Origin of the sequence: Micrococcus terreus, from assembly GCF_900116905.1 — a bacterium.
Classification (GTDB): Bacteria; Actinomycetota; Actinomycetes; order Actinomycetales; family Micrococcaceae; genus Citricoccus; species Citricoccus terreus.
Genome location: NZ_FPCG01000003.1, coordinates 1 through 22091 on the forward strand (window position 1 = coordinate 1; position 22091 = coordinate 22091).

Below are 22091 nucleotides of genomic sequence, written 5' to 3' on the forward strand. Positions count from 1 at the left end.
GCACCGTGAAGGGCTCCCAGCACTACCCCGGAGTCTTCCAAGACATCGACCACGCCCAGACCTGGGTCACGGACTGGGTCTGCTGGTACAACACCGAACACCGCCATTCCGCTCTGGCCGGATACACCCCAGCCTCCATGCACGACGGGAGCTGGACACAGCAGGCGGCGGCCCGGCAGCAAGCCATGCACGCTCACTACCGGGCACATCCACGCCGCTACCGCCAGGAACCAACCGTCCTGACCCCACCAGCTCGGGCCACGATCAATCTCGCCAACGACGGCTCCCGACTGAAGCTACCCCCGACCATTCACACCCTCATATCCCACTAACGGTTCACAACAGGTTGACACCCGTCGAAAGCAGCCGATGAGAGTGATAACTGACCTCCAGATGCGAAGTGAGGGCGGCGCCTACTTCTTCCGGTACAGCGCCTTGCGCTGGTACCGCGGCTCGGAGGTGACCAGGACCCCCAGCGAACGGAAGATGCCCTCGTCCACCGGGCCCAGGATCGTGGTGGTGTGCACATCGCAGCCCCGCAGGTTGGCGAGCTGACCGAGGGCGCGGCGGGCGTCGTCGTTGGATCCTGCCGAGACGGACAGCGCGATCAGCACCTCATCTGTGTGCAGGCGCGGATTGCGTGAGCCGAGGTGCTCGGTCTTCAGGGTCTGGATCGGCTCGATCGACTCCGGCGAGAGCAGGTGCACGTCATCGTCGATCCCGGCCAGCTGCTTGAGCGCGTTGAGCACCATGGCCGCCGAACAGCCCAGCAGCTCGGTGGTCTTGCCCGTCACGATGCGCCCGTCCGCCAGCTCCATGGCCGAACCCGGCTCACCGGTGCGCTCCTCCACGGCCACGGCAGGCCCGACGACGGCCCGATCCTCAGGCGTGCATTCCGCCTTGGCCATCACGATGGCGATGCGTTCGGAGGCATCCGCGTCCCGCTCGGACTCCCGCTCCTCCACGAGCGCCTTGTAGTAGCGGCGGATGATCTCCTGACGGGAGGCGTCCCGGCAGACCTCGTCGTCCACGATGCACCGTCCCACCAGGTTCACGCCCATGTCCGTGGGGGACTCGTACGGGGAGGAGCCGGTGAGCTGGATCAGCAGGGCCTTGAGCAGCGGGAAGACCTCCACGTCCCGGTTGTAGTTGGTGGCCTGCTCGCCGTACGCGCTCAGATGGAACGGGTCGATCAGGTTCACGTCATCCAGGTCTGCCGTGGCCGCCTCGTACGCCAGGTTGACCGGGTGCTCCAACGGGAGGTTCCAGATGGGGAAGGTCTCGAACTTGGCGTACCCGGAGGCCACCCCGCGCTGGTGGTCGTGATAGATCTGCGAGAGGCAGGTGGCCAGCTTGCCCGAGCCCGGACCCGGCGCCGTCACCACGATCAGATCGCGCGTGGTCTCCGAGTACTCGTTCTGCCCGAAGCCCTCCTCGGAGACGATCCGCGCCGTGTCCTGCGGGTATCCCGGGATCACCCGGTGCCGCGCGACCTTCAGGCCCAGCCGGGTCAACCGCTCCCCGAACGCGTGCGCCACGTGGTTGGACTCCTCCAACTGGGTCATCACCACGTGCTCCACCAGGAACCCGCGCTCGCGGAAGACATCCACCAGGCGCAGCACGTCCTCCTCGTAGGGGATGCCCAGGTCCGCGCGCACCTTCTGCCGCTCCAGGTCCTTGGCGTTGATGCACACCATGATCTCCAGCTCGTCCGCGAGCCGCTCGAGCATGGCGATCTTGTTGTCCGGCGTGAACCCCGGCAGGACGCGGGAGGCGTGGAAGTCGTCGAAGAGCTTGCCGCCCATCTCCAGGTAGAGCTTGCCGCCGATCCGCTCGCGCCGCTCCTGGATGTGCCGCGACTGCAGCTCGATGTACCGCTCCCGGTCGAACCCGACCGGCCGTGCTGGGCCCGTGAGGTGAGGCGCGGCCTCCGCGGCGGGGTCAGTGGGGGTCTGGACGGCGGGGGAGGAAGGCTGGCTGCTCACCCCCACCACGGTAGTCCAGGTGGGTGGGTCACCGAGGGTGAGATTCCCGACGACGAGTATGTACTAATAGGTCCGCTCTCGGTAGTATTGATGCATGTTGACCACCGGAGAGGTCGCAGCGCGACTCGAGGTATCGGAGCGCGAAGTCAGGCGGCTTGCCGCGCGTGGAGTGCTGTCTTCAAGGAGGATCGGCGGTGCACATGTCTTCGATCCCGCTGACGTGGCCAGGGTGGCGCGACAGTCCCGCAGCCCGGGCAGGCTGTGGTCTGCGCGCACTGCCTGGGCGGCCCTTGAACTGCTCACCGGACTGGACACGGACTTGGTGGATCAGCCTCGGAGGTCCCGGCTCAAGCAGCGGCTGCGGAGCCTTGACCCAGAGCGGCTCCACCGTCTGGCCGCCCACCGAGCGGAGGTCTTTCGGTTTCACGCCAGTGAGAGAGGTGCGTCTCGCCTGCGCCAGATGGTGACACCCACTGGCGTGAGCTCCCTCGAAGATGATCACGAGGCGCGTCAGTTCGGTCTGGTGCAAAGCGCCGAGTCACGGCGAGTCGATGGCTACACCCGTGGCCCGCTGGATGACATCGTCAGGCGGTGCAGGCTCGTGTTGAATGCGGGAGGCAATGCGACGGTTCGGGCCCTGCCAGCCGGCCTGAGGGTCGATCATCTTCTGGGGACACTGCCGGTGGTCGCTGTGGACCTGATGGATTCCGAGGATGTCCGGGAGCGAAGCAGTGGTCGAGACATGCTGGAGAGGTTGACCCGTGAACTCTGATTTCGGTCGACCAGTCGTCCCCGTGGACGGCGGTCATTGGCCGTTTCCCTGGCCCGCCGACTTCGAGTTGGAGAACACGGTCGGCAGTCAGCACTGGTCTCTCATCGGCGGGCTGATGGTCCAGTATGTCAACGACATGGAGCCGACCAGGGCCACCACGGACATCGACACGCTGGTTCACGTGGAGATCGAGAACCAGGGGAGTCTCAATGCCTTGACATCGGGGCTGCGGAAACTCGGCTACACAGCGGTGCCCAGGCTCGACTCACGTCAACCAGTGCATCGATTCCGGCGAAAGGACGGTGCTGGAGAGACGCAGGTCGATTTCCTGGTGGCCGACCACGTTGCACCACGGGTGCTGGACCGGCTGCGACCTCCGACGCCGGTGGAAGCACCCGGAGGGACCAACGCACTGTCTAGGACTCAAGTCTTTGAGGTGACTCATGAGACAGGGATGTCTCGCATCTCCACACCTGACATCGTCGGTGCACTGGTCCTCAAGAGTGAGGCGTATCGGGTTGACTCGCGTGACAGGGAACGACATCTGATGGATGCGGTCACCTTGGCCTTACTCCTTGACGGCGAGAACTCTGGGCCACCGCTGCATGGCACAGCTTCTCGACGCATGAGGCGACTGATCAGGCGACTTGATGACCCACGAGCCTGCGACCGTGCCGGACTGGACCGGGACGATGTGAGCGATGCGATCATCGCGCTGGAAGACCTGCTGGACGGGTAGACCCGGTCAGCATCCCCCGCCCCTTGTCATCCCGAGGTCAGTTATCACCCGCAAGCGCCCGATTCGGGGGCTATGGGGGTGATAACTGACCTGCAGGTGCCGCGGAGAGGGGAGTGCGCCGCAGGGCCACGGCGCAGACGACGGCGACGGTCAGCTCCAGGGCGATGATGCCCACCATGAGCGCGCCGCCCTCACCGTGCCCGGCGGCAGCACCGTGCCCGTGATGTCCACCCGTCAGTCCAGGCGGTCCTGCCAGCAGTGCGCCGTGCAGCACGGCCATGGTGACGGCCATCGCCCACAGGTGCATCACCGGCGGACGATGGAACCTCCGCCCGGAGCGCCACACATGCAGCGCGCACAGGGCACACCACCCGGTCATCACCACCATCAGCGTGGTGATGACCGGATCGTGGTGTCCCATGGCGAACATGACCACGTGCAAGGGGACCGCGGCCAGTGCCAGGGTGGCCGCTGCCCGGGCCGCCCAGGTCCGCAGGGAGGCACTCATGGTGAGGTGGGCGCTCAGTGGCAGGAGCCGCCGTCGTGCTTCTGGCCTGTCTTTCCGGGTGCGCCGCCTGCCGGGGCGCAGTGACCGGGCTTCGGCGCGGGAACGTCTAGCACGGGAGAGCGGTCGAAGAAGCCCTCCGGGCGCAGGCGGAAGCCCACGTGGTCCACGGGCATGATCGGCCAGTCCTCCACCCGCGGGAAGTGGGTCAGCCCGAAGGTGTGCCAGACCACGATCTGCTCGCCGTCCACCGAACGGTCCTGGGCGATCCACTCCGGCAGGCCACCGTCCCCGGCGTGCTGGTTGGGAAAGTCGCCGGTGGGGTAGCGCTCGTCCTCCTCATACTGGGAGACCCACAGCGCCTTGGAGGCGAACGTCGCGCGCTTGTAGATCGACGAGCCCTCCGCCGCGAGCAGGGTGGGCTGCCCCTCCGGATGCAGCTTGTAGCCCACCGGCTGGCCCAGACGGTTGGTGGACTCCGCACTGGAGACCACCCAGGTCCGGCCCACAGACATGTCCGCATCACGCACGGCCTGCTGTTCCGTGGACAGCACCGTGCGCTTGCGCGTGAAGGCGTTGCCGCGGGGATTGGTGTCCGAGATCGGCAGCCGCACGGCGTCCTCCTCCTCCACCCGGCACGGTCCGCCGTCCAGGGCGAAGTCCAGCCGTGCCGAGAACAGGTGCTGGTGGAACGGTGCGCCCAGCCCCGGGGCCATCTCCGAGGCGAAGTCCGTGGGCCCGTCCGGCAGAGCAGAGGTGAAGACCACGCCGGTGGCCTTGGCCTCGAACTCGATGGTGCCGTCCAGGTAGAGGTACCAGTAGAAGCCGTAGTCGTAGTTGCCCACCGTGGTGAAGAAGGAGATCACCAGGCGGCGGTTGCGGCGGGTGTAGTCGATCCCGCTCCACAGGTCCGAGTGCTTGGAGAGGATCGACCAGTCCTCCTCGTGCATGCAGATGCCGTTGGTGATCTCGCGCGGCTCTCCGCGTCCGGTCACCACGGTGGGGGAGAGGTAGGTGATCTCGCCCAGGCAGTCGCAGCCCAGCTCCAGGGAGTTCGCCCACTGGCCCACGAGGTACTCACCGGTGTCGAAGTAGTTCTGCCAGGACCGCACCGGGGAGGGATCGCCGTAGGGCACCACCATCTCCGCGATCGCCGCCCGGTCCAGGATCCGGCGGGTGCGCTCGCCGTCCTGGAAGGAGATGTTGTGCAGGACCAGTCCCTCGCGCATGTCGAAGCCCACGTCCAGGCTCCAGCGCTCCCACTCCACGTGGTTGCCGCCTGTCACGGTGAAGGAGGGTCCCTCCGGCTGGGTGATGGAGATCGGCTTCTGGCTGGTGCGCAGCGGGCCGGTCAGCTCCGGGTCGGTGTAGTTGCCGTGCTCCCGTGGGACGGGCATGACCTCCAGGTCCAGGATCTGGTCCACGCTGTTGTTCGTCACGTCCACATAGGCCACCAGGCCGTCGATGGGGTGCGCCCAGGCGGAGTCCTGCTCATGGGTCTGCAGGAACGCCAGTCCGCGCAGGATCCGCCGCCCCTTCTCCTCGGGGTACTCGAACACTCCGGCGGACAGCGGTGCCACGCGCACCTGCTCCACCTGCAGGCCACGCTTCTCCAGGGCGGCCAACCACTCCGGGTGGGTGGAGAGGATGCGCTCGACCGCCTCGAACTCCTCCTCCAGCACGGGCAGCTCACCGGTCTGGGAGGTGTCCAGTTCGGTGTTCGAGACGACCCTCTGATCGGTGGCCGAGACCACCACATCGCGGGTCGGTCCCCCGTCCACGTCCAGCAGGAACACGCGGAACCGGCGGTCCACGGGCTGATCTGCAGGAGTGTCGCGGGCCGGTTCCACCAGCCCCAGGTAGGCCATGCGGGCGGACTCGGGGAAGAGCCCCTCCCGCTCGAGCACGGTGCGGACGGTGGAGATCTCCTCGGGAGACTGCAGGCTGAAGGCAGAGGTGGTCATGGAGGGGTCCTTCGTGAGGGCGGGGGGTGGTGTGCTGTGATTCAGGGCACATGTATATCTACAGGTGTAGACAATAAGCACGACGACGGCCGGCTGGCAAGACGTGGCCGATGGCGATTCCTGCCAGAATGGCGGGAGAGGCCAGGGCCGGGTGTCCGGCCGCAGGTGAGCGCAGGGGGGAGGGGCGATGCCCAAGATCGTGGACCATGACCAGCGCCGGCAGGAACTGGTGGAGACCACGTGGCGGATCATCGCCCGGCGGGGGCTGTCCGGCGCGACCATGCGGCAGATCGCCCATGAGGCCGGCTACGCCAACGGTGCGTTGAAGCCCTATTTCGCCACCAAGGACGAGCTGCTCGAAGCGACGTACCAGCACGTGTTCGAACGCAGCGACCGGAGGATCGAAGAGGCGCTGCGGGGTCGGCGCGGGCTGCAGGCGCTGCGGGCCCTGTGCCTGGAGGTGCTGCCGGTCAGTCCGGACCTGGTGGACGAGGCCCGGCTGGTGATCGCCTTCTGGAACGGCGCCGCCCATGATCCTGACGAGGCCGCCCTGGCCTCCGGCGCGCTGGACCGCTGGCGCTCGCGGATCCTGTCCACCCTGGACCAGGCGCAGACGGACGGGGAGCTGCGGGACGGGGTGGACCACGCGCGGGTGGCCGGGCTGCTGCTGGGGCAGCTGTTCGGCTCCCAGGTGACAGCGGTGGTGGACCCGGTCAGCTTCAACGGCGATCGGCTGGGCGAGCACCTGGACGGGCTGTTGGATCTGCTGCGGGCCTGACCCGATGACGCCCCAGGGGTTTGCGTCTACAGTGGGAGAATGTGATGCGGACCACAGGCTGTCCGCGGACGGCATCCCAGTGTGAAGGAGTGGTCATGCATCAGCATGCGCTCGCCCCCGACTTCGACTCCTGGTCCGAGGTCATCTCCGGCTCGTTCGTCCCCCTCGAGACCGAGACGGTCGGCCGCCCGGGCCCACGAGGCTTCCGCGGCTCGGTGGACCTGTACGACCTCGGCGACCTCGCCCTGTCCACCGTGAACGCCGCCCCGCACACCGTCCAGCGCACCGAGCGGCTGATCCAGGCCGGCGGCAACTCCCTGTACAAGCTCAGTCTCCAGCTCGCCGGGCGCGGACTGCTCATCCAGGACGGTCGAGAGGTGGTGCTCGAACCAGGCCGCATGGCCCTGTACGACACCTCCCGCCCGTACACCCTGACCTTCGACCGCTCCTTCTCCTGCTATGTGCTGATGTTCCCCCACGAGCAGCTGGAGCTACCGGCCGACCAGATGGAGCAGATCGGCCAGCTCACCGCCACCGATCTCGGCACCCTGCACGGCATGGGCGGGATGATGGGCGGCTACCTGGACAACGCCCGCCGGGTGCTGCCCGGTGTGGACGAGACCGTCGGCGCCCGGCTGGTCCACCACGCCGTCGACCTGCTCGGCACCGTGGTGACCGACTCCCTGGGTGCCCGCGCTGAGGCAGCCGCACCTCAGCTGCCCTCCGCTCCGGGACCACACGCCTCCCGTGAGGCGGACCGCGAACGGACGCGGGCCGACGTCGTGCGCTATGTGGAACAGCACCTGGCCGAACCGGACCTGGACCCGGCACGGATCGCCCGCGCGCACTTCATCTCCGTGCGCAGCCTGCACCAGCTCTTCGCCACCACCGAGACCACCGTGGGCGCTCTGATCCGGGACCGCCGGCTCGAGCGGTGCCGGGCCGAACTGGCCGATCCCGCCCACGCGCAGCGACCTGTGGCCGTGGTCGGGTCCCGCTGGGGATTCACCGACCCCGCGCACTTCTCCCGGGCTTTCCGCGACCGCTTCGGCGACTCGCCGGCACGGTACCGGCGCCTGGTGCTCGGCAGCTGAGGAGAGGAGCCTGCACGGACCGTCAACTGCTCTGCCCCGCCGGTCAATCCGATCCCTCCCCTGTGGGGCAGGGTGCTGAGCACACATCCGCATCTCCCTGAGGTGAACACCATGACCACCGTCTCCTCCCCCCACCACGCGCCCGTCACCACCGCCGATCAGCTCGGCGCACGGCGGATCGGCGTCCCCTCGCTGGTCTTCATGATCATCGCCGCCTCCGCCCCGCTGACCGTGGTGGCCGGCGGCGTCCCCAGCAACTTCGCCGTGACCGGCCTGCTGGGCATCCCGCTGTCCTTCCTGGTGCTGGGCGTGGTGCTGCTGCTGTTCTCCATCGGCTACGCCGCCATGTCCCAGCACGTGCACAACGCCGGTGCGTTCTTCGCCTACATCGCCAAGGGTCTGGGCAAGTCGGCCGGTGTGGGTGCCTCGCTCGTGGCACTCGTGGCCTACAACGCCATGCAGATCGGCATCGCCGGCATGTTCGGCTTCGTCCTCTCCTCCTTCCTGGAGGGCCAGTTCGGGCTGGCTGTCCCCTGGTGGGCCTGTGCGCTCGTGGCCTGGGTGCTGGTGGGCGTGCTGGGCGTGAACCGCGTGGACCTCTCGGCCAAGGTGCTCGGGGTGATCGTGGCACTGGAGTTCGTGATCGTGCTGGTCTACGACCTGATGGGCCTGAGCGCCGCCCCGGAGGGCATCTCCGCGGACGGCCTGCTGCCGGACCAGCTCTTCGCCGCCGGTGTGGGTGCGGCCCTGGTGTTCTCGATCGCCGCGTTCATGGGGTTCGAGTCCGGGGCCATCTACAACGAGGAGGTGAAGGACCCGAAGCGGACCGCCGGCCGGGCCACGGTGATCGCCATCATCCTGATCGCGGTGTTCTACGCGTTCTCCGCTTGGGCGATGACCATGGCCGAGGGGCCCTCGAACGTGGTGGCCGCCTCCCAGGAGAACGGTCCGGACCTGATGTTCGTCTTCCTGGCAGAGCGCGGCCCGGCCTGGTTCATGGACCTGGCGAACATCATGTTCATGACCAGCCTGATCGCCGCCCTGCTCGCCTTCCACAACATCGTGGCCCGCTACTTCTTCGCCCTGGGGCGCGAGCGTGTGGTCCCGCACTGGCTGGCCCGCACCTCCACGCGGACCGGCGCCCCGGTGGCCGGCTCCCTGGCCCAGTCCGGTCTGGCACTGATCGTGCTGATCGTCTTCGCGATCTCCGGTGCCGGGTCTGACGATCCGCTGTTCCCCGTGGTCACCCTCTTCACCTGGCTGACCAACATGGGCGCGTTCGGGCTGGTGCTGCTGATGGCCCTGACCTCCCTGGCGGTGGTGGGCTACCTGCGCCGCTTCGAGCACGAGTACTCCGTGTGGACCCGGATGATCGCCCCGGGGCTGGCCGCGATCGGCCTGATCGTGCTGTTCGTGATGATCATCCTGAACTTCTCCGTGCTGATCGGCGCCGAGGGCGAGAGCGTGCTGAGCTGGCTGCTCCCCGTGCTCGTGCTGGCCCCCGGAGCGATCGGCACCGCCTGGGCGCTGTGGCTGAAGTCCAACCGACCGCAGACCTACGCCGGGATCGCCACCGGCGGCGAGCTGGGCTAACCCGTCCGGCCCCTCTGACACCCTGACCTCAGAACCGAATCCCCCGAGCTCGAAGGAGAGCACCATGACCCAGAACCAGACCACCCTGACCTACGAGGAGCTGCTCGCCGCCATCTCGGCACCCGAGGGGCAGGGAGCCGAGCTGAAGGACCCTGCCACCGGGGCCGTCGTCGGGAGGGCGCCGCAGGCCTCCACCGCGGACCTGGACGCCGCCGTGGAGAAGGCGCGCGCCGCGCAGAAGGAGTGGGCCAAGCTCTCGCACGCCGAGCGTTCCGAGCACCTGAACCGGGCCGCGGATGCGATCGAGGCCAACGCCGAGACTCTGGCCGAACTGCTCTCCCGCGAGCAGGGCAAGCCGCTGAACGGTCCGAACGCGCGGTTCGAGGTGGGCGGATGCTCGGCGTGGACCCGGGCGAACGCCGCCTTCCCCGTGGAGCCGGAGGTGCTGGTGGATGACGAGTCCGGGCACGCCGAGCTGCACTGGACGCCGATCGGGGTGGTGGGTGCCATCGGCCCCTGGAACTGGCCGATGATGATCTCCATCTGGCAGATCGCCCCGGCGCTGCGCATGGGCAACACCGTGGTGCTCAAGCCCTCCGAGTACACCCCGCTGTCCGTGCTGGGCCTGGCCCACGTGATGAACCAGGTCCTGCCGGAGGGCGTGCTGCAGGTCCTGGCCGGAGACGGTGAGCTCGGCCGGGCCATCACCTCCCATGACGGGATCGACAAGGTCACCTTCACTGGATCCGTGGAGACCGGCAAGGCGATCATGCGCTCCGCCGCGGACGACCTGAAGCGCCTGACCCTGGAGCTGGGCGGGAATGACGCCGGGATCGTGCTCGAGGATGCGGACCCGAAGGCGCTGGCCGAGGGACTGTTCTGGGGTGCGTTCATCAACACCGGTCAGACCTGCGCCGCGCTCAAGCGCCTCTACGTTCCGGACTCGCTGTACGACGCCGTGTGCGAGGCGCTGGTGGAGGTCGCCCAGAAGATGCCGATGGGTGTGGGGCTGGAGGAGGAGAACGTGCTCGGACCGCTGCAGAACAAGGCGCAGTGGGAGATCGTGGACCGGCTGGTGCGCGCCGCGAAGGACGGTGGCGGGCGCGTGCTGGTGGGCGGCGATCCGGACCCTGACCAGGACGGATACTTCTACCCCACCACGCTCGTGGCCGACCTGGACAACGACAACCCGCTGGTGGCCGAGGAGCAGTTCGGGCCCGCGCTCCCGATCATCCGCTACACCGACCTGGACCAGGCGATCGAGTGGGCCAACGGGCTCGAGGTCGGGCTGGGCTCCTCCGTGTGGGGCACGGACCTGGACGCCGCCGCCGAGGTGGCCGCACGGCTCGAGGCCGGCACCACGTGGATTAACAAGCACGGCGCCATCGACCCCCGCGTGCCCTTCGGCGGCGTGAAGCAGTCCGGATTCGGCCTCGAGTTCGGCGTGGAGGGGCTCAAGCAGATGGCCCTGCCCAAGGTCATCTCCCGGTAGTCAGCAGGATCAGAAGAGCACCGTCCCGACGACGGCCACCCACCTCTCAGCCAAGGGGCACCTCAGGTGCCCTGAGACAGGGACGGTGGGTGGCCGTCGTCGTGATGTGCCCGTCCCTTGTGCAACTGCGGGTCAGTTATCACTGGCAAGACCCCGGATTCGGGGCTATGAGGTGGATTTCTGACCTTTCGATGCACGTGGGTGTACAGGCGGGGAGCGTGTCCGGGACACTCGATAGGGTGGAGGGGCACCCCACCGGAAGCTGAGCTGATGCACCCGATCACGGAACTGCCCCCGCACGCACTGCCCTCTGACGAGGTCCTCCACCACCTGGAGGCCACCGCCGACGGGTTGGACTCCGCCGCGCACGCCGCGCGGTTGGAGGAGCATGGTCGCAACGAGCTCGAGGTCGCCAAGCCGGATCCGTGGTGGCTGACTCTGCTGCGGCAGTTCGCCAGCCCGATGATCATCTTCCTGCTGACCGCCGCCGTGGTGACCACCCTGATGCAGGAGTGGATCGACACCGGCGCCATCCTGCTCGCGCTGATCCTCAACGCCGTGATCGGGTTCTGGCAGGAGCGCAAGGCCGCCTCGGATGTGCAGGCGCTGCGCTCGCTCTCCAGCCCCACCGCGCGGGTGCGCCGGGAGGGGACCACGCAGACGGTGGACGCCGCGAGCGTGGTGCCCGGGGACGTGGTGCTGCTCGAGTCCGGCGACCGGGTGCCCGCCGACCTGCGGCTGCTGGAGACCTCCGGGCTGCGCGTGGACGAGTCCATGCTGACCGGCGAGGTGCTGGCCGTGGACAAGTCCGTGGACCCCGTGGACGCGGACACCCCCATGGCCGAGCGGCACTGCATGGTCTACTCCGGAACCCTGGTGGTGACCGGGCGGGCGGCCGGCGTCACCACTGCCACCGGGCGGCACTCCGAGCTCGGAGAGATCAACGAGCTGGTCCAGACCGAGGCCACTCAGACCCCGCTGCAGATCCTCACCCACCGCATGGAGAAGACCATCGCCGTGGTGATCCTGGGGGTCGCGGCGGTGCTGTTCGTGATCGGGCTGGCTTCCGGCACGCCGGCCTCCGAGCTGTTCCGCACCGCGGTGGCGCTGATCGTGTCCTCCATGCCGGAGGCCCTGCCGATCGTGCTGACCGTGGCCATGGGTGTGGGCGTCTCCCGCATGGCCGCGCGCAATGCTGTGGTCCGGCGGCTGCCCAGTGTGGAGACGTTGGGCTCCACCACAGTGATCGGCTCGGACAAGACCGGCACGCTGACCCAGAACCGGCTGACCGTGGAGCGGATCTGGAGCGCCGCCGGGTTCCGGGACCTCACTGACGGGCCGGACCGGTCCGAGCTGAGCGAGCTGGAGTGCGCGGTGGCCCGGGCCGGTGCGCGCACGAATGAGGCACGACTGGCGGGTGCCGCTGGTGCTGGCGGTGCTGGTGGCGGGGACGCTGGCGGGCGTGATGCGGCGCAGGCCGATCCGGCCGACGCCCTCCAGGGCGACGCGGTGGATGTGGCCATGGCCGCTCTCGCCCTGCGCGCCGGGGTGCTGGCCCCAGAGGACCTGGAGACCGCGCGCGAGCGGGACATGCCCTATGAGCCGCACCTGCAGTTCTCCCAGTCCGTGGTGACCGAGCCGGACGGCGACCGCGTCCTCTACGTCAAGGGTGCGCCGGAGCGGGTGCTCCGGTTCTGCGACCGCTGGGCCGGTCCCGGCGGCGTGGAGAAGCTGGATCAGGAGGCGCACGAGGAGATCGCCGCGGCCAACGAGCAGATGGCCGAAGACGGACTGCGCGTGCTGGCCACCGCGTGCCGGCGCATCCCGGACGGCGCCGAGCTGCCGGAGGAGCTGCCCGAACCGGAGTCGCTGATCCTGCTGGGCCTGGAGGGCATGGCCGATCCTCCCCGACCCGGGGTTCCGGAGGCCGTGGCGGACTGCCAGCGCGCGGGCATCCGCGTCATGATGATCACCGGTGACCACCCGGTCACGGCCGCCTCGATCGGCGCCCGGCTGGGTCTGGACTCCGGTCCGGACACACCGCCGCTGACCGGACGCGAGGTGGATGAGCTGGACGACGCTGCCCTCACCGAGCGCCTGCGCACCGTCTCGATCGCCGCCCGGATGACCCCGCAGAACAAGCTGCGCGTGGTGGACCTGCTGCGCGCCCAGGGCGAGACCGTGGCCGTGACCGGAGACGGCGTGAACGACGCCCCCGCCCTGAAGGCAGCCTCGATCGGGGTGGCCATGGGCCGCTCCGGCACCGACGTGGCCCGGGAGTCCGCGGACGTGGTGCTCACGGACGACAACTTCGTGACCATCGTGGACGCCGTGGAGCAGGGGCGCGTCACCTTCTCCTCCATCCGCAAGGCCAGCTTCTTCCTGCTCGCCAACGCCACCGCGTTCCTGGTGGCCGTGGCCGCGAACATGTTCACCGAGCTGCCGCTGATCTTCCTGCCCGTCATGCTGCTGTGGACCAACATCGTCACCAGCGGACTGCAGGACGTGGCGCTCGCATTCGAGAAGGGCGAGGGGGACGAGCTCACCCAACGCCCGCGCGACGCCTCCGAAGGTGTGCTCAACCGCACCATGTGGATCCGCACCGCCCTGACCGGCGTGTGGATGGCCGTGGGCACCCTGTTGGTCTACCGGTTCTCCCTGGCCGCCGGGTACGAGCTCGACCACGCCCGCACCTTCGCGCTGACCACCATGGTCCTCTTCAACTTCTTCAACGTGATGAACGCACGGACCGAACGCCGCTCGGTGTTCGGCATCAGCCCCTTCAGCAACCCTCTGTTGATCGCCTCCAGCATCGCCGCACTCATCCTGCACTGGGCTGTGATGAACTGGTCCGTCACCGCCGGGATCATGGGACTGTCCCCGCTCACCCTGGGCGACTGGGCACTGTGCGTGGTCATCGGAGCGACCGTGCTGGGAGTGGTGGAGCTGGAGAAGCTGCTGCGCCGTCGTCGGGCCGGGGAATCTGCAGGTCAGTCATCACCCGCACGCGGCCTGAATCCGGCTCATGCGGGTGATAACTGACCTCCAGTTGCGGGGGGTCGGGGGCGCGGGGGAGAGTCAGGCCCGAGGCCGCTCCAGCGCGATGATCTCGCCCAACCGCGCCCACTCGTTGCGTCCGAGCCGGGCCATGGGGTCCAGCGCGCGGGCGTCCGGCAGGGTGCGGCCGCGCGCGTCCGTGGTCAGCACAGCGGTGTCCACACTGACGTGCCTGACCTGACCGAGCACCAGGAAGCTGTCACCCACGGGGATCACCTCGTGCAGGGTGCACTCCAGCACGGCCGGCGAGTCCGCCACGCGCGGTGGGCGGATGGTCACCGAGTCCTCCTTCCCGACGACGGCCGCTGCGAACTCGTCCACCTCGCCCGGGTAGGGGGCTGAGGTCTGATTGGCCTGATCGGCCAGGCGGTGCGGGACCAGGGAGACGCTGAACTGGCCGGTGGCCTCGATGTTGCGCAGCGAGTCCTTGCGTCCCGTGGAGCCGAAGAGGACGATCGGCGGCTGACCGGACGCCACGGTGAAGAACGAGTGCGGGGCCAGGTTCGGGGTGCCGTCCGCGCTGAGGGTGCCCACCCAGGCGATGGGCCGGGGGATGAGGATCGACTTCACCAACAGGGTGGTCTCGGCGTCGCCCAGCTCGGCCGGGTCGAACTCGGTGCGGTGGGGTGCGGGGTTCTGGTGCTGGGGTTCGGGCTGGTGGGAATCGCGCGCGGGGGCCTCGGAGTGCTCGCTCATGGCTCCAGTCTGGCAGGCGGTGTGCCCGGTGCGGCTCCGGGGGGACCCGCTGCGCGCCAGAGGTGCAGCACCGCGTACGACCGCCACGGGGACCACCTCTCCGCGTGATCGGCCAGCGCCCGGTGCTCCCGTGCGGTGGCCCGGCCCTGCGCCGCCGGAAGGATCCCGAGTGCACGAGCACCGGCCACCAGGGCGACGTCCCCGGGCAGCCACGCATCCGGGTCCCGGGCCACTCGCATGCTGATGTACCCGGCGGTCCAGGGGCCGATGCCGGGCAGCTCCAGGAGCCGGGCGCGGAGGGCTGCGGCGTCCGGGGGTGCGCCCTCGTCAGTGCCCAGGTCGATCGCCCCATCCGCCAGCGCCCGGGCCGCCCCGCGCACCGCTTCGACACCCGCGCGCGGCAGCCGCAGCGGACGGTCGGGGTCCAGACTCTCACCGCGCCCTGGCGAGGGAGGAAGCTGCGCCAACTGGGCCGATGTCGGGAAGATCCTGCTCAGCCCCGCGAACGGCGAGTCACAGGGTGAACCCAGCCGCGCTGCCAGGCGGGAGAGGTGCGTGCGCGCCGCGGCCACGGAGATCTGCCGGCCCACCAGCGCGCGGATCACCAGCTCCTGCGCGTCCGCCGCGCCGGGCACGCGCAGACCGGGGTGCGCGTGGACGGACGGGGTGAGATGTGGATCGGAGCTGAGCGCCGAGTCGACGACGTGGGGGTCCGTGTCCAGGTCGAACAGCCGCCGGAGCCTGCGCGCGGCCTCCTCCACGTCCTCCGGGGCGGCGGAGACCCGCGCGGTCAGGGTCCACGGTGCGGCCCGGCCGCCCCTGCCGGCACCACCTCCACCTCGGCGACGGGCCGTCACCTCCACGGATCCGGTTCCGTGGGGCAGGGCGAGGGTGCGCGCGTAGACCAGACGGCAGGGATCGGTCAGGTCGGTGGACTCCACTCCGGCGATCGCACGGGCGGCCAGGAAGGAGAAGATCCCCGGGGCGTCGTAGGGGTGCGGGGCTGAGAGGTCGACGGTGAGGGGCGTGCGCGCGGGCATCTGCTCAGTGAACCAGGCGGTCTGGGCAGGGTGGCAGTTCACGTCCTCTCCTGCACAGCAGACCGATCACGGCGCCGGGTCCCCAACCGGGGAGGCTGGCCCACCACTGCGGGGTAGGGATTCATAGCGTGGTGGACAGCGAGATGGATGCTGTTCGACCAGGGAGGACATCGTGACGACGAGACCGTGGGATCTGGCGCCCGGAGGGCCGTCCGTGGGGTTGGGCGAGATGGTCCCCTCAGCACTGCCCGTGGATCGGTTCTGCGACACCGCACACGGGGTGGCCCAGCTGATCGCTCCGGAGGAGTCCGTGCTGCGTGTGCTCGAGGCGGCGGTGGCCCAGCTGCACCAGGTGGTGGAGGAGCTGCGCGGCGTGGCTGCGGGGACCCGGCAGATGGGGGAGTCCGTGGGGCAGCTGCTGACGATCGACTGGCGGTCCCCGGCGGGGGAGGCCTTCGTCGAGCGCACCGGTCGGATGCGGCTGCGCGCCGGTGAGCTGGCCGAGGTGGCTGAGGAGCTGGTGCTGACCTCGCGCGCTGCGATCGACGAGCTGCAGCACCGGATCGACCAGACACGGCAGAACATCGCCGTGGCCAAGGCGACCGCCGTCACCGTGCTCAGCGGCGGGGTGTGCTGAGATGCCCATGCTGGACGGCGACGCGTGGACTGCACTTGGCCGTCCGTCGTCGGGGTATTCGGGGCCGGTGCCCGCGCGCGTGCAGATCCAAGGTGGGCCCACCTCCATCCACGCGAACATCATCGAGCTGGAACGGGGAACCACGGTGCTGGGCGCCCAGGGGGAGCTGGCCCTGGGGCTGTCCGTGCGGGCCGGGGCGAGCGGTGGGCTGATGAGCCTGGCCGCGAGCCACTCGTCGTTGGCATCCGTGGTGGCGGGGCGGACGGCTCAGTTGGCGGGAGGCCTGGCGGCCCTGGGAGCTGAGGCGGCTGTGATGCGGGAGGCGGTGCACCGCTCGGCGGCAGCGTACCGGGAGGCCGAGGCGCGGGCGGACGCGGCGATGACGAAGCTGCTGGGCCTGCCGGCACTGATCACGGCAGGGACCCTGATGGCCGCAGGACAGGAGGTGCCCCAGCCGGTCAACAGCCTGGTGTTCAACGCCATGCCGGAGCTGATCGCCCTGGGGCTGAACGGAGCCGTGGGTGGACTCGGGAGCGCGTTCACGGTGGTCTCCTCGGCACATGCGGTGCAGTACCGGGACGAAGGTCGGACTGGGCCGCTCTCGGCCGCTGAGGTGCTCTATCCGGCGTTGCACTGGGTGGGATCGAAGACCGGAGTGGTGCAGTTGGGACCCGTGCGGGTGGCGGGTCGGACCGGGGAGGCGCGCGTGGATCTGGACGGCAGCCTGGTGGACCTGATGGAGCTGCAGAAGCGCGGACAGGACGTGGGGCCGGGAGAGATCCAGGTGGCACAGGTGACCACCCAGACGCCGGGCGCACCGGAGCGGGTGTTCGTGGTGACCGTGCCGGGGACACAGAACTGGCTCGGCTCGGAGAAGGAGTTCACCAATCCGTTCGACGGAGGCGGGATCGCCGAGGCGGCGGTGTTCGACTCGCAGCATGTGGCCGTGGGAGTGGACGAGGCGCTGCGGCAGTCCGGCGCTCAGCCGGGGGATTCGGTGGTGTTCACGGGGTACAGCCAAGGTGCCATGCACGCCATGCGCGTGGCCAACGACCCCCGGGTGAACCAGCGGTACCGCGTGGAGGCGGTGCAGACCACGGGCGGACCGGTGGAGGAGATGCCCTTGCCGGACACCGTGGAGGCACTCAACCTGGCCGACGGCGAGGACTTCGTGGCGGCGGCCGGAGGACGGCCGATCCACTGGGGACCGCGGCGGACCACGGTGACCTTCCACGGCGGGGGACCGGCCGAGGGCGAGGGCATGGGTGCCCAACATGAGCTCGACAACTACCTGCGGCACACCCGTGATCTGGACGGAAGCGAGCAGGAGACGGCCCTGGCACCGACGTTGGAACGGTTCTCCCTACTGACGAAGGGGTCAGCGGTGGTGCACACCTATCAGCTGAAGCGGGAGCCACGGCCCGAGCCGAAGCACCCGTTGGAGCAGTCGAAGCCCCGTCCTGCCACGGTGCGCCGTGAGGTGCCGGGCGAGAGCGCGTTCCGCCCGAGCCTGGTGCGCGACCTCGACGTGCCTGGACGGGGGAGGTCCGCTCCTTAACGTGTCTGGGCTATGTGTTCGAATATCTGTACGAGGAGAACGGGTTCTCGTGAGGTCGGCTGGAGGAGGTGGTGGTGGTCGTGGCAGTGGTGGTGGATGAGGCTGCGGCTATGCCGCCGCTGAACGTGAGCGTCGATCCTGGTGTTCTGGGCTTGAAGGAGCTTCTGGTGCTGGCGGGGCGGGTGACTCGTTCACTGACGGCGCGTCTGGTTCGACCGGATTTCGTGGAGTCGTTGGCTCCGGTGGTCTCTGAGGCACAGGTCCCGTCTGAGGTGGCTTCTGCTGGTTCGGTGACGTTGCCGGTGGTGCAGGAGCAGGTGGCTGCTCTGGTGCGGGTGGTGGAGGGTGCGGCGACGGCGGTGGCTGGTCATACGGCCCGGGTGTTTGAGGATCCTCAGGCCCGGCATCGGTGGTTGGGGCTGCCTCAGGGGAAGACCGGGTTCCGGTCCTCCGCGGACTTCGTGGAGAAGACCCAGCACACGCCGGCCCGGCAGACCCGGGAGCGGGAGAACCGGGCGGCCCAACACCTGACGGTCTCCTCGGATGGTCCAGAGGCTGGTGGTTCGCTTCCTGAGGTGTCTGGTGCGTTGTGGTCCGGTGCGGTGGACCCTTCTGTGGTGGATGTGATCACTCGGACCCTGGGCCAGGCCCGGCGCGCGGCGGCCACGGCGCGGGCGTCGAGATCTTGGGTGGAGCAGCAGGTGGCTGCGGGTGAGGTGGAGTTGATGGGTCGGGCGCGTCGGGAGTGTCCGGGGGTGATGGTCCAGGTGTGCAAGCGCTGGCTGGCAAGGTTCAACGACGACCTGGAGCGCACCACCGGTGAGCCACCCCAGGAAGTGGTGCATCAGGGGCGTGCTGCCCGGTTCGTGCGGGAGGAGGGCGGACTGTTCCTGTGGCACTTGTTCCTGACCCAGGCCCAGCATGAGATCTTCAAGACCGTGGCCTCAGCTGGTGCCAATCCGCGGGCCCGGAAGAACCAACAGGCCGCTGATGGTGGGCCTGCTGGTCAGGACGGTGAGCTGTCGCCAGATCTCTTGAGCCTGTTTGATCAGGCCACGCAGGGCGCAGAAGAACAGGACCGGGCCACTGAGGACGAGGTGTTCTGTGCTGGTGTGGCTCCGTGGGTGGAGCGGGGTGAGGAGCGGAATCGTCGTCAGGTCGATGCGGTGATCACCGCCCTGAGCGCGGCGCTGCGGATCAAGGATTCGGGGTTGCCGGATACGGGTGGGTATGCCCCGCAGGTGATGGCGGTGATCGACTACGACACCCTGGCCGGCAGACTCTTGGACCACCCTGACCCGCCACCACCACCGGAGGTCCCGACGGAGCTGTTGCGGCCAGGGGAGCCCGGGTATGAGCCTCCGGGGAAGCCACCGCCGGGTGGGGTGGACTTACGGGGGTCTTTGGTGTCCACGGCGGGGTTCACGGGTCCGATCGACCCCAGGGTGATCCGGGCGTGGGCCTGTGACGCGCAGATCCTGCCGGTGGTGTTGGGGGCTCAGGGGCAGATCGTGGATGCCGGGCCGGCCCGGAGGCTGTTCCCGGCCCCGTTGCGGCGGGCGATCATCGCCCGGGACCGGGGATGTGCTGCTCCGGGGTGTGGGCAGCCGGCCACCTACTGTCAGGTCCATCATGTTCAGCACTATGAGCATGGGGGTCGGACCACGGTGGAGAACGGGGTGCTGCTGTGCGAGCACCACCACCAGGCGGTGCACCATGACCAGTATCGGATCCACATGCGCCACGGGATCCCCTGGTTCGAGGACACCAGCCCCACCGCCCGGTCCAGGCAGGCCAGCTCGAGGACCGGTGATGAGCCGGAGCTGACCCGCAACCAGTACTGGGCCGACCACCCAGACCCACCATGGTGAGGTTCAGGGACGCTGGTGGTCGCCCTGGACGAGTTCCTGAGGAATGAGATCGGCATGACGGACACCGCGGAGCAGGTAGGGATCGATCGCGATGCCTCGGCGGAGCACGCTCAGGGCGCCGGTCGGCTCCATGATCACGCAGGCCACCTCAGACCGGTTCCGGATGCCCGCACGGCGCAGCGCCGTGTGCAGCTCCAGATCGGTGACGTGGGTGCGGCGCATGGCCTCGGGCAGCTCCCGTTCGCCGATCATGAGCACCACCGGTTCCGAGGTCAGCAGTCGCGCACCGCGCAGGGTGCCGCGAATGTGACCGAAGGCCGCCTCCAACAGGAAGAGGGTGAACAGGCCCAGCGCGCCGGCGGCCAGCGTCGGCGGGTGGCCCAGGATCACCCGGCCAGCCACCGCACCGAGCATCACCGTCACCACGATGTCGAAGGTGCCCAGCCCGCTGAGCACACGCTGGCCGAACAGTCGCACCAGGAGCAGGAACACCAGGTAGATGCCCACGGCTGAGATCACCACAGCCACACCCTGTTCCAGGTTCAGGCCGAGCCGCTCGCCCACTGCCGTCCAGTCCAGGTCCATGTCCACCGTCAGGGGTCAGCGGGTGCTGGGCTTGCGGACGGTACCCACCAAGCCGTTGGCCAACATCGAGACCAGAGAGACGATGATCGCCGCCAGCACCGCCGTCCAGAAGAACGAGTCGATGGTCAGGCTGACGGGCAGGAACGAGGTCAGCCACACGGTCAGCATCAGCATGATCGCGTTGATGATGATCGTGAACAGGCCGAGCGTCAGACAGGTCAGCGGCAGCGAAAGCAACGAGATGATCGGCTTCACCACGGCATTGACGGCGCCGAACACCAGGCCGATCGCCAGGAAGGCCAGGATCTGGCCGACGTCCGCATTGCCCGTCGCGGCCGCGGCCGAAGCGGACGAGACCTCCATGCCCGGCAACAGCAGGGTGGCGACCCAGAGCGCGGCGGCGTTGATGATGACGCGTATCAGCAGACCGATCATGCATCCATCGTCCCACGCGAGGCCTGGATAGAGTGGTGCAGGATTCTGACAGGACCGAGGGGACGATCCATGGGCCGGCACGGGCAGACGAAACGCGTGACCTGCGCCTGATTCTTCGCCGTGTGCACCCTGCTGATTGCGGGAAGCCTCCCTGCCGGTCTTGCTCATGCCCAGCCTTCGCCAGTTCCAGGTGCTCAGACCGTGGCCGATCAGGCCCCAGAGCCGGTCTACCCCACGAACACCGAACTGCCCGTCCCCGGGACGGAGCCGCCACCGGCGGTCCTGGATGAGGACTACGTCTCCGGCGACTGGATCGCCCAGGACGGTCGGGTGATCCCTGCGGTCGGCATCGTGACCGAGAGCATCGACCAGGCGGTCCTGCATCGTCTGCGTCCTCTCGTGGACCAGCGTCGGATCATCGCCGTCACCCGTCAACTGCCCCTGGACGGCCGGCGGCTCATGCTCATCGTGGACAGTGCCGACGAGGCCGACACCGCCCACCAGATCCGAACAGACGCAGAGGCCACCGCCCACGCGATGATCACCGAACGCCGGACGGGCATGCTGCTGGAACGCCTGGCCCCGGACACCGAACGCCGCCCGCGTCTGGACCCCGGGTGGATCGTCCTGACCGTGACGCTCCCGTCCACACCCGAGCAGCAGGCGCAGACGGTCCTGGAGGTGGGCGAGGGAGTCGGATGGAAGGAGGAGGGGTCAGCGCAGCGGATCGAGCAGGCAGGACGTGACCTTCGGGCAGACGAACTGCTCAGCGACGGATTGATGCAGCTCGTCACCACGGCGGTCGAGGAGACCACCCCACCGGACCGCGGCGTCTGGGCATCACTGACCCAGGGGCGGTGGATTCCCTTGGCCGGCGTCGTGCTTCTGCTGGTCGCAGTCGCCGTGATCTCGCGCCTGCTGCAGCGACGCAGGGTCCGCGCGGTCACCGCTCACCGGGCCGATCATCGCTGGTATGCCTCTGCAGGAGCAGATCCGGCGCTGCGCCTGCGGCAGGTCATCGAGGCCCTTGCCCTGGCCCTGGACGCACCTCACGCGCGCGCATTGCCCTCAGCGAGGCCTGCCCTGACCACGATCGTGCAGGACACCTTGGAGCTGGACCGGATCGCACCGAGGAGTCGAACCGGTCATGCGGCGCCGCCCCGGAGAGCTGGCGCGCACGGGATCGAGGAGCGACTGGAAGCGGCGCTGCAGCTGCTCGCGCAGCTGATCCGGTAGGGAGCCGCAGCCCGGCCACGTGTGGACTTTCCCGACGACGTCCATCAGGTCCTC

19 protein-coding genes and 1 pseudogene are annotated in these 22091 nt (G+C 68.9%); 13 read left to right on the forward strand and 7 right to left on the reverse strand.

Annotated features, from left to right (window positions below; genetic code table 11):
* On the forward strand, positions 1-332 hold a 332-nt coding region (locus BM355_RS04445; protein WP_143109415.1), incomplete at its 5' end, for an integrase core domain-containing protein.
* 81 nt (positions 333-413) lie between these two features.
* Here the strand turns inward: BM355_RS04445 and BM355_RS04450 are convergent.
* Complete coding sequence (locus BM355_RS04450; RefSeq protein WP_091696004.1) at positions 414-1985, reverse strand: DUF1846 domain-containing protein; 1572 nt, start codon at positions 1983-1985, stop codon at positions 414-416.
* A gap of 94 nt (positions 1986-2079) precedes the next feature.
* Between BM355_RS04450 and BM355_RS14920 the strand changes: the two are divergent.
* The 3 genes and pseudogenes from BM355_RS14920 to BM355_RS04460 form a co-directional block, all read left to right on the forward strand.
* A pseudogene (locus BM355_RS14920) lies at positions 2080-2214 on the forward strand (helix-turn-helix domain-containing protein); the annotation flags it as partial.
* 249 nt (positions 2215-2463) lie between these two features.
* Positions 2464-2757, forward strand: coding sequence for a hypothetical protein (locus tag BM355_RS14545; RefSeq protein ID WP_245760596.1), 294 nt, complete (start codon positions 2464-2466; stop codon positions 2755-2757).
* Positions 2747-3496, forward strand: coding sequence for a hypothetical protein (locus tag BM355_RS04460; protein WP_143109416.1), 750 nt, complete (start codon positions 2747-2749; stop codon positions 3494-3496). Before BM355_RS14545 ends, BM355_RS04460 begins: the two co-directional genes overlap by 11 nt.
* Positions 3497-3566: 70 nt before the next feature.
* On the opposite strand, the gene BM355_RS04465 is transcribed toward BM355_RS04460, so the two are convergent.
* Both BM355_RS04465 and BM355_RS04470 read right to left on the reverse strand, forming a co-directional pair.
* Complete coding sequence (locus BM355_RS04465; RefSeq protein ID WP_091695450.1) at positions 3567-4004, reverse strand: hypothetical protein; 438 nt, start codon at positions 4002-4004, stop codon at positions 3567-3569.
* A 14-nt stretch (positions 4005-4018) separates the two neighbouring features.
* Positions 4019-5965: a primary-amine oxidase gene (locus BM355_RS04470; protein WP_091695452.1), complete on the reverse strand. Its 1947-nt coding sequence runs from the start codon at positions 5963-5965 to the stop codon at positions 4019-4021.
* 187 nt (positions 5966-6152) lie between these two features.
* Here BM355_RS04470 and BM355_RS04475 point away from each other — a divergent pair, with 187 nt between their 5' ends.
* From BM355_RS04475 to BM355_RS04495, 5 genes are all read left to right on the forward strand, one after another.
* Positions 6153-6743 (forward strand): TetR/AcrR family transcriptional regulator, encoded by a 591-nt coding sequence (locus BM355_RS04475; RefSeq protein ID WP_091695454.1) that lies wholly within the window; start codon positions 6153-6155, stop codon positions 6741-6743.
* 95 nt (positions 6744-6838) lie between these two features.
* Positions 6839-7837 (forward strand): AraC-like ligand-binding domain-containing protein, encoded by a 999-nt coding sequence (locus BM355_RS04480; protein WP_091695457.1) that lies wholly within the window; start codon positions 6839-6841, stop codon positions 7835-7837.
* 111 nt (positions 7838-7948) lie between these two features.
* Positions 7949-9430, forward strand: coding sequence for an APC family permease (locus BM355_RS04485; protein ID WP_091695459.1), 1482 nt, complete (start codon positions 7949-7951; stop codon positions 9428-9430).
* Between the two features lie 64 nt (positions 9431-9494).
* Positions 9495-10922, forward strand: a complete 1428-nt coding sequence (locus BM355_RS04490; protein ID WP_091695462.1) for an aldehyde dehydrogenase family protein — start codon at positions 9495-9497, stop codon at positions 10920-10922.
* Between the two features lie 270 nt (positions 10923-11192).
* Positions 11193-13964 carry a cation-translocating P-type ATPase gene (locus tag BM355_RS04495; RefSeq protein ID WP_091695464.1) on the forward strand — a complete coding sequence of 924 codons (2772 nt, stop codon included), beginning with the start codon at positions 11193-11195 and terminating at the stop codon, positions 13962-13964.
* Positions 13965-14000: 36 nt separating this feature from the next.
* On the opposite strand, the gene BM355_RS04500 is transcribed toward BM355_RS04495, so the two are convergent.
* The gene (locus BM355_RS04500; RefSeq protein ID WP_091695467.1) at positions 14001-14675 is read right to left on the reverse strand and encodes a flavin reductase family protein; all 675 of its coding nucleotides are present in this window, start codon (positions 14673-14675) and stop codon (positions 14001-14003) included.
* Positions 14672-15757 (reverse strand): AlkA N-terminal domain-containing protein, encoded by a 1086-nt coding sequence (locus tag BM355_RS04505; RefSeq protein WP_245760597.1) that lies wholly within the window; start codon positions 15755-15757, stop codon positions 14672-14674. Before BM355_RS04505 ends, BM355_RS04500 begins: the two co-directional genes overlap by 4 nt.
* A 130-nt stretch (positions 15758-15887) precedes the next feature.
* Here BM355_RS04505 and BM355_RS04510 point away from each other — a divergent pair, with 130 nt between their 5' ends.
* The 3 genes from BM355_RS04510 (at position 15888) to BM355_RS14775 (ending at position 19781) form a co-directional block, all read left to right on the forward strand.
* Positions 15888-16352 carry a hypothetical protein gene (locus BM355_RS04510; protein ID WP_143109417.1) on the forward strand — a complete coding sequence of 155 codons (465 nt, stop codon included), beginning with the start codon at positions 15888-15890 and terminating at the stop codon, positions 16350-16352.
* 67 nt (positions 16353-16419) lie between these two features.
* Positions 16420-17910, forward strand: coding sequence for a hypothetical protein (locus BM355_RS04515; protein WP_143109418.1), 1491 nt, complete (start codon positions 16420-16422; stop codon positions 17908-17910).
* Between the two features lie 71 nt (positions 17911-17981).
* A complete protein-coding gene (locus BM355_RS14775; RefSeq protein ID WP_281247558.1) occupies positions 17982-19781 on the forward strand; it encodes an HNH endonuclease signature motif containing protein in 1800 nt (599 codons plus the stop codon).
* Positions 19782-19784: 3 nt separating this feature from the next.
* On the opposite strand, the gene BM355_RS04525 is transcribed toward BM355_RS14775, so the two are convergent.
* Positions 19785-20366 (reverse strand): DUF421 domain-containing protein, encoded by a 582-nt coding sequence (locus BM355_RS04525; protein ID WP_091695475.1) that lies wholly within the window; start codon positions 20364-20366, stop codon positions 19785-19787.
* 15 nt (positions 20367-20381) lie between these two features.
* A complete protein-coding gene (locus BM355_RS04530; RefSeq protein ID WP_091695478.1) occupies positions 20382-20801 on the reverse strand; it encodes a phage holin family protein in 420 nt (139 codons plus the stop codon).
* Positions 20802-21002: 201 nt separating this feature from the next.
* Between BM355_RS04530 and BM355_RS04535 the strand changes: the two genes are divergently transcribed.
* A complete protein-coding gene (locus tag BM355_RS04535) occupies positions 21003-22037 on the forward strand; it encodes a hypothetical protein (RefSeq protein ID WP_091695480.1) in 1035 nt (344 codons plus the stop codon).
* Positions 22038-22091: the final 54 nt, after the last annotated feature.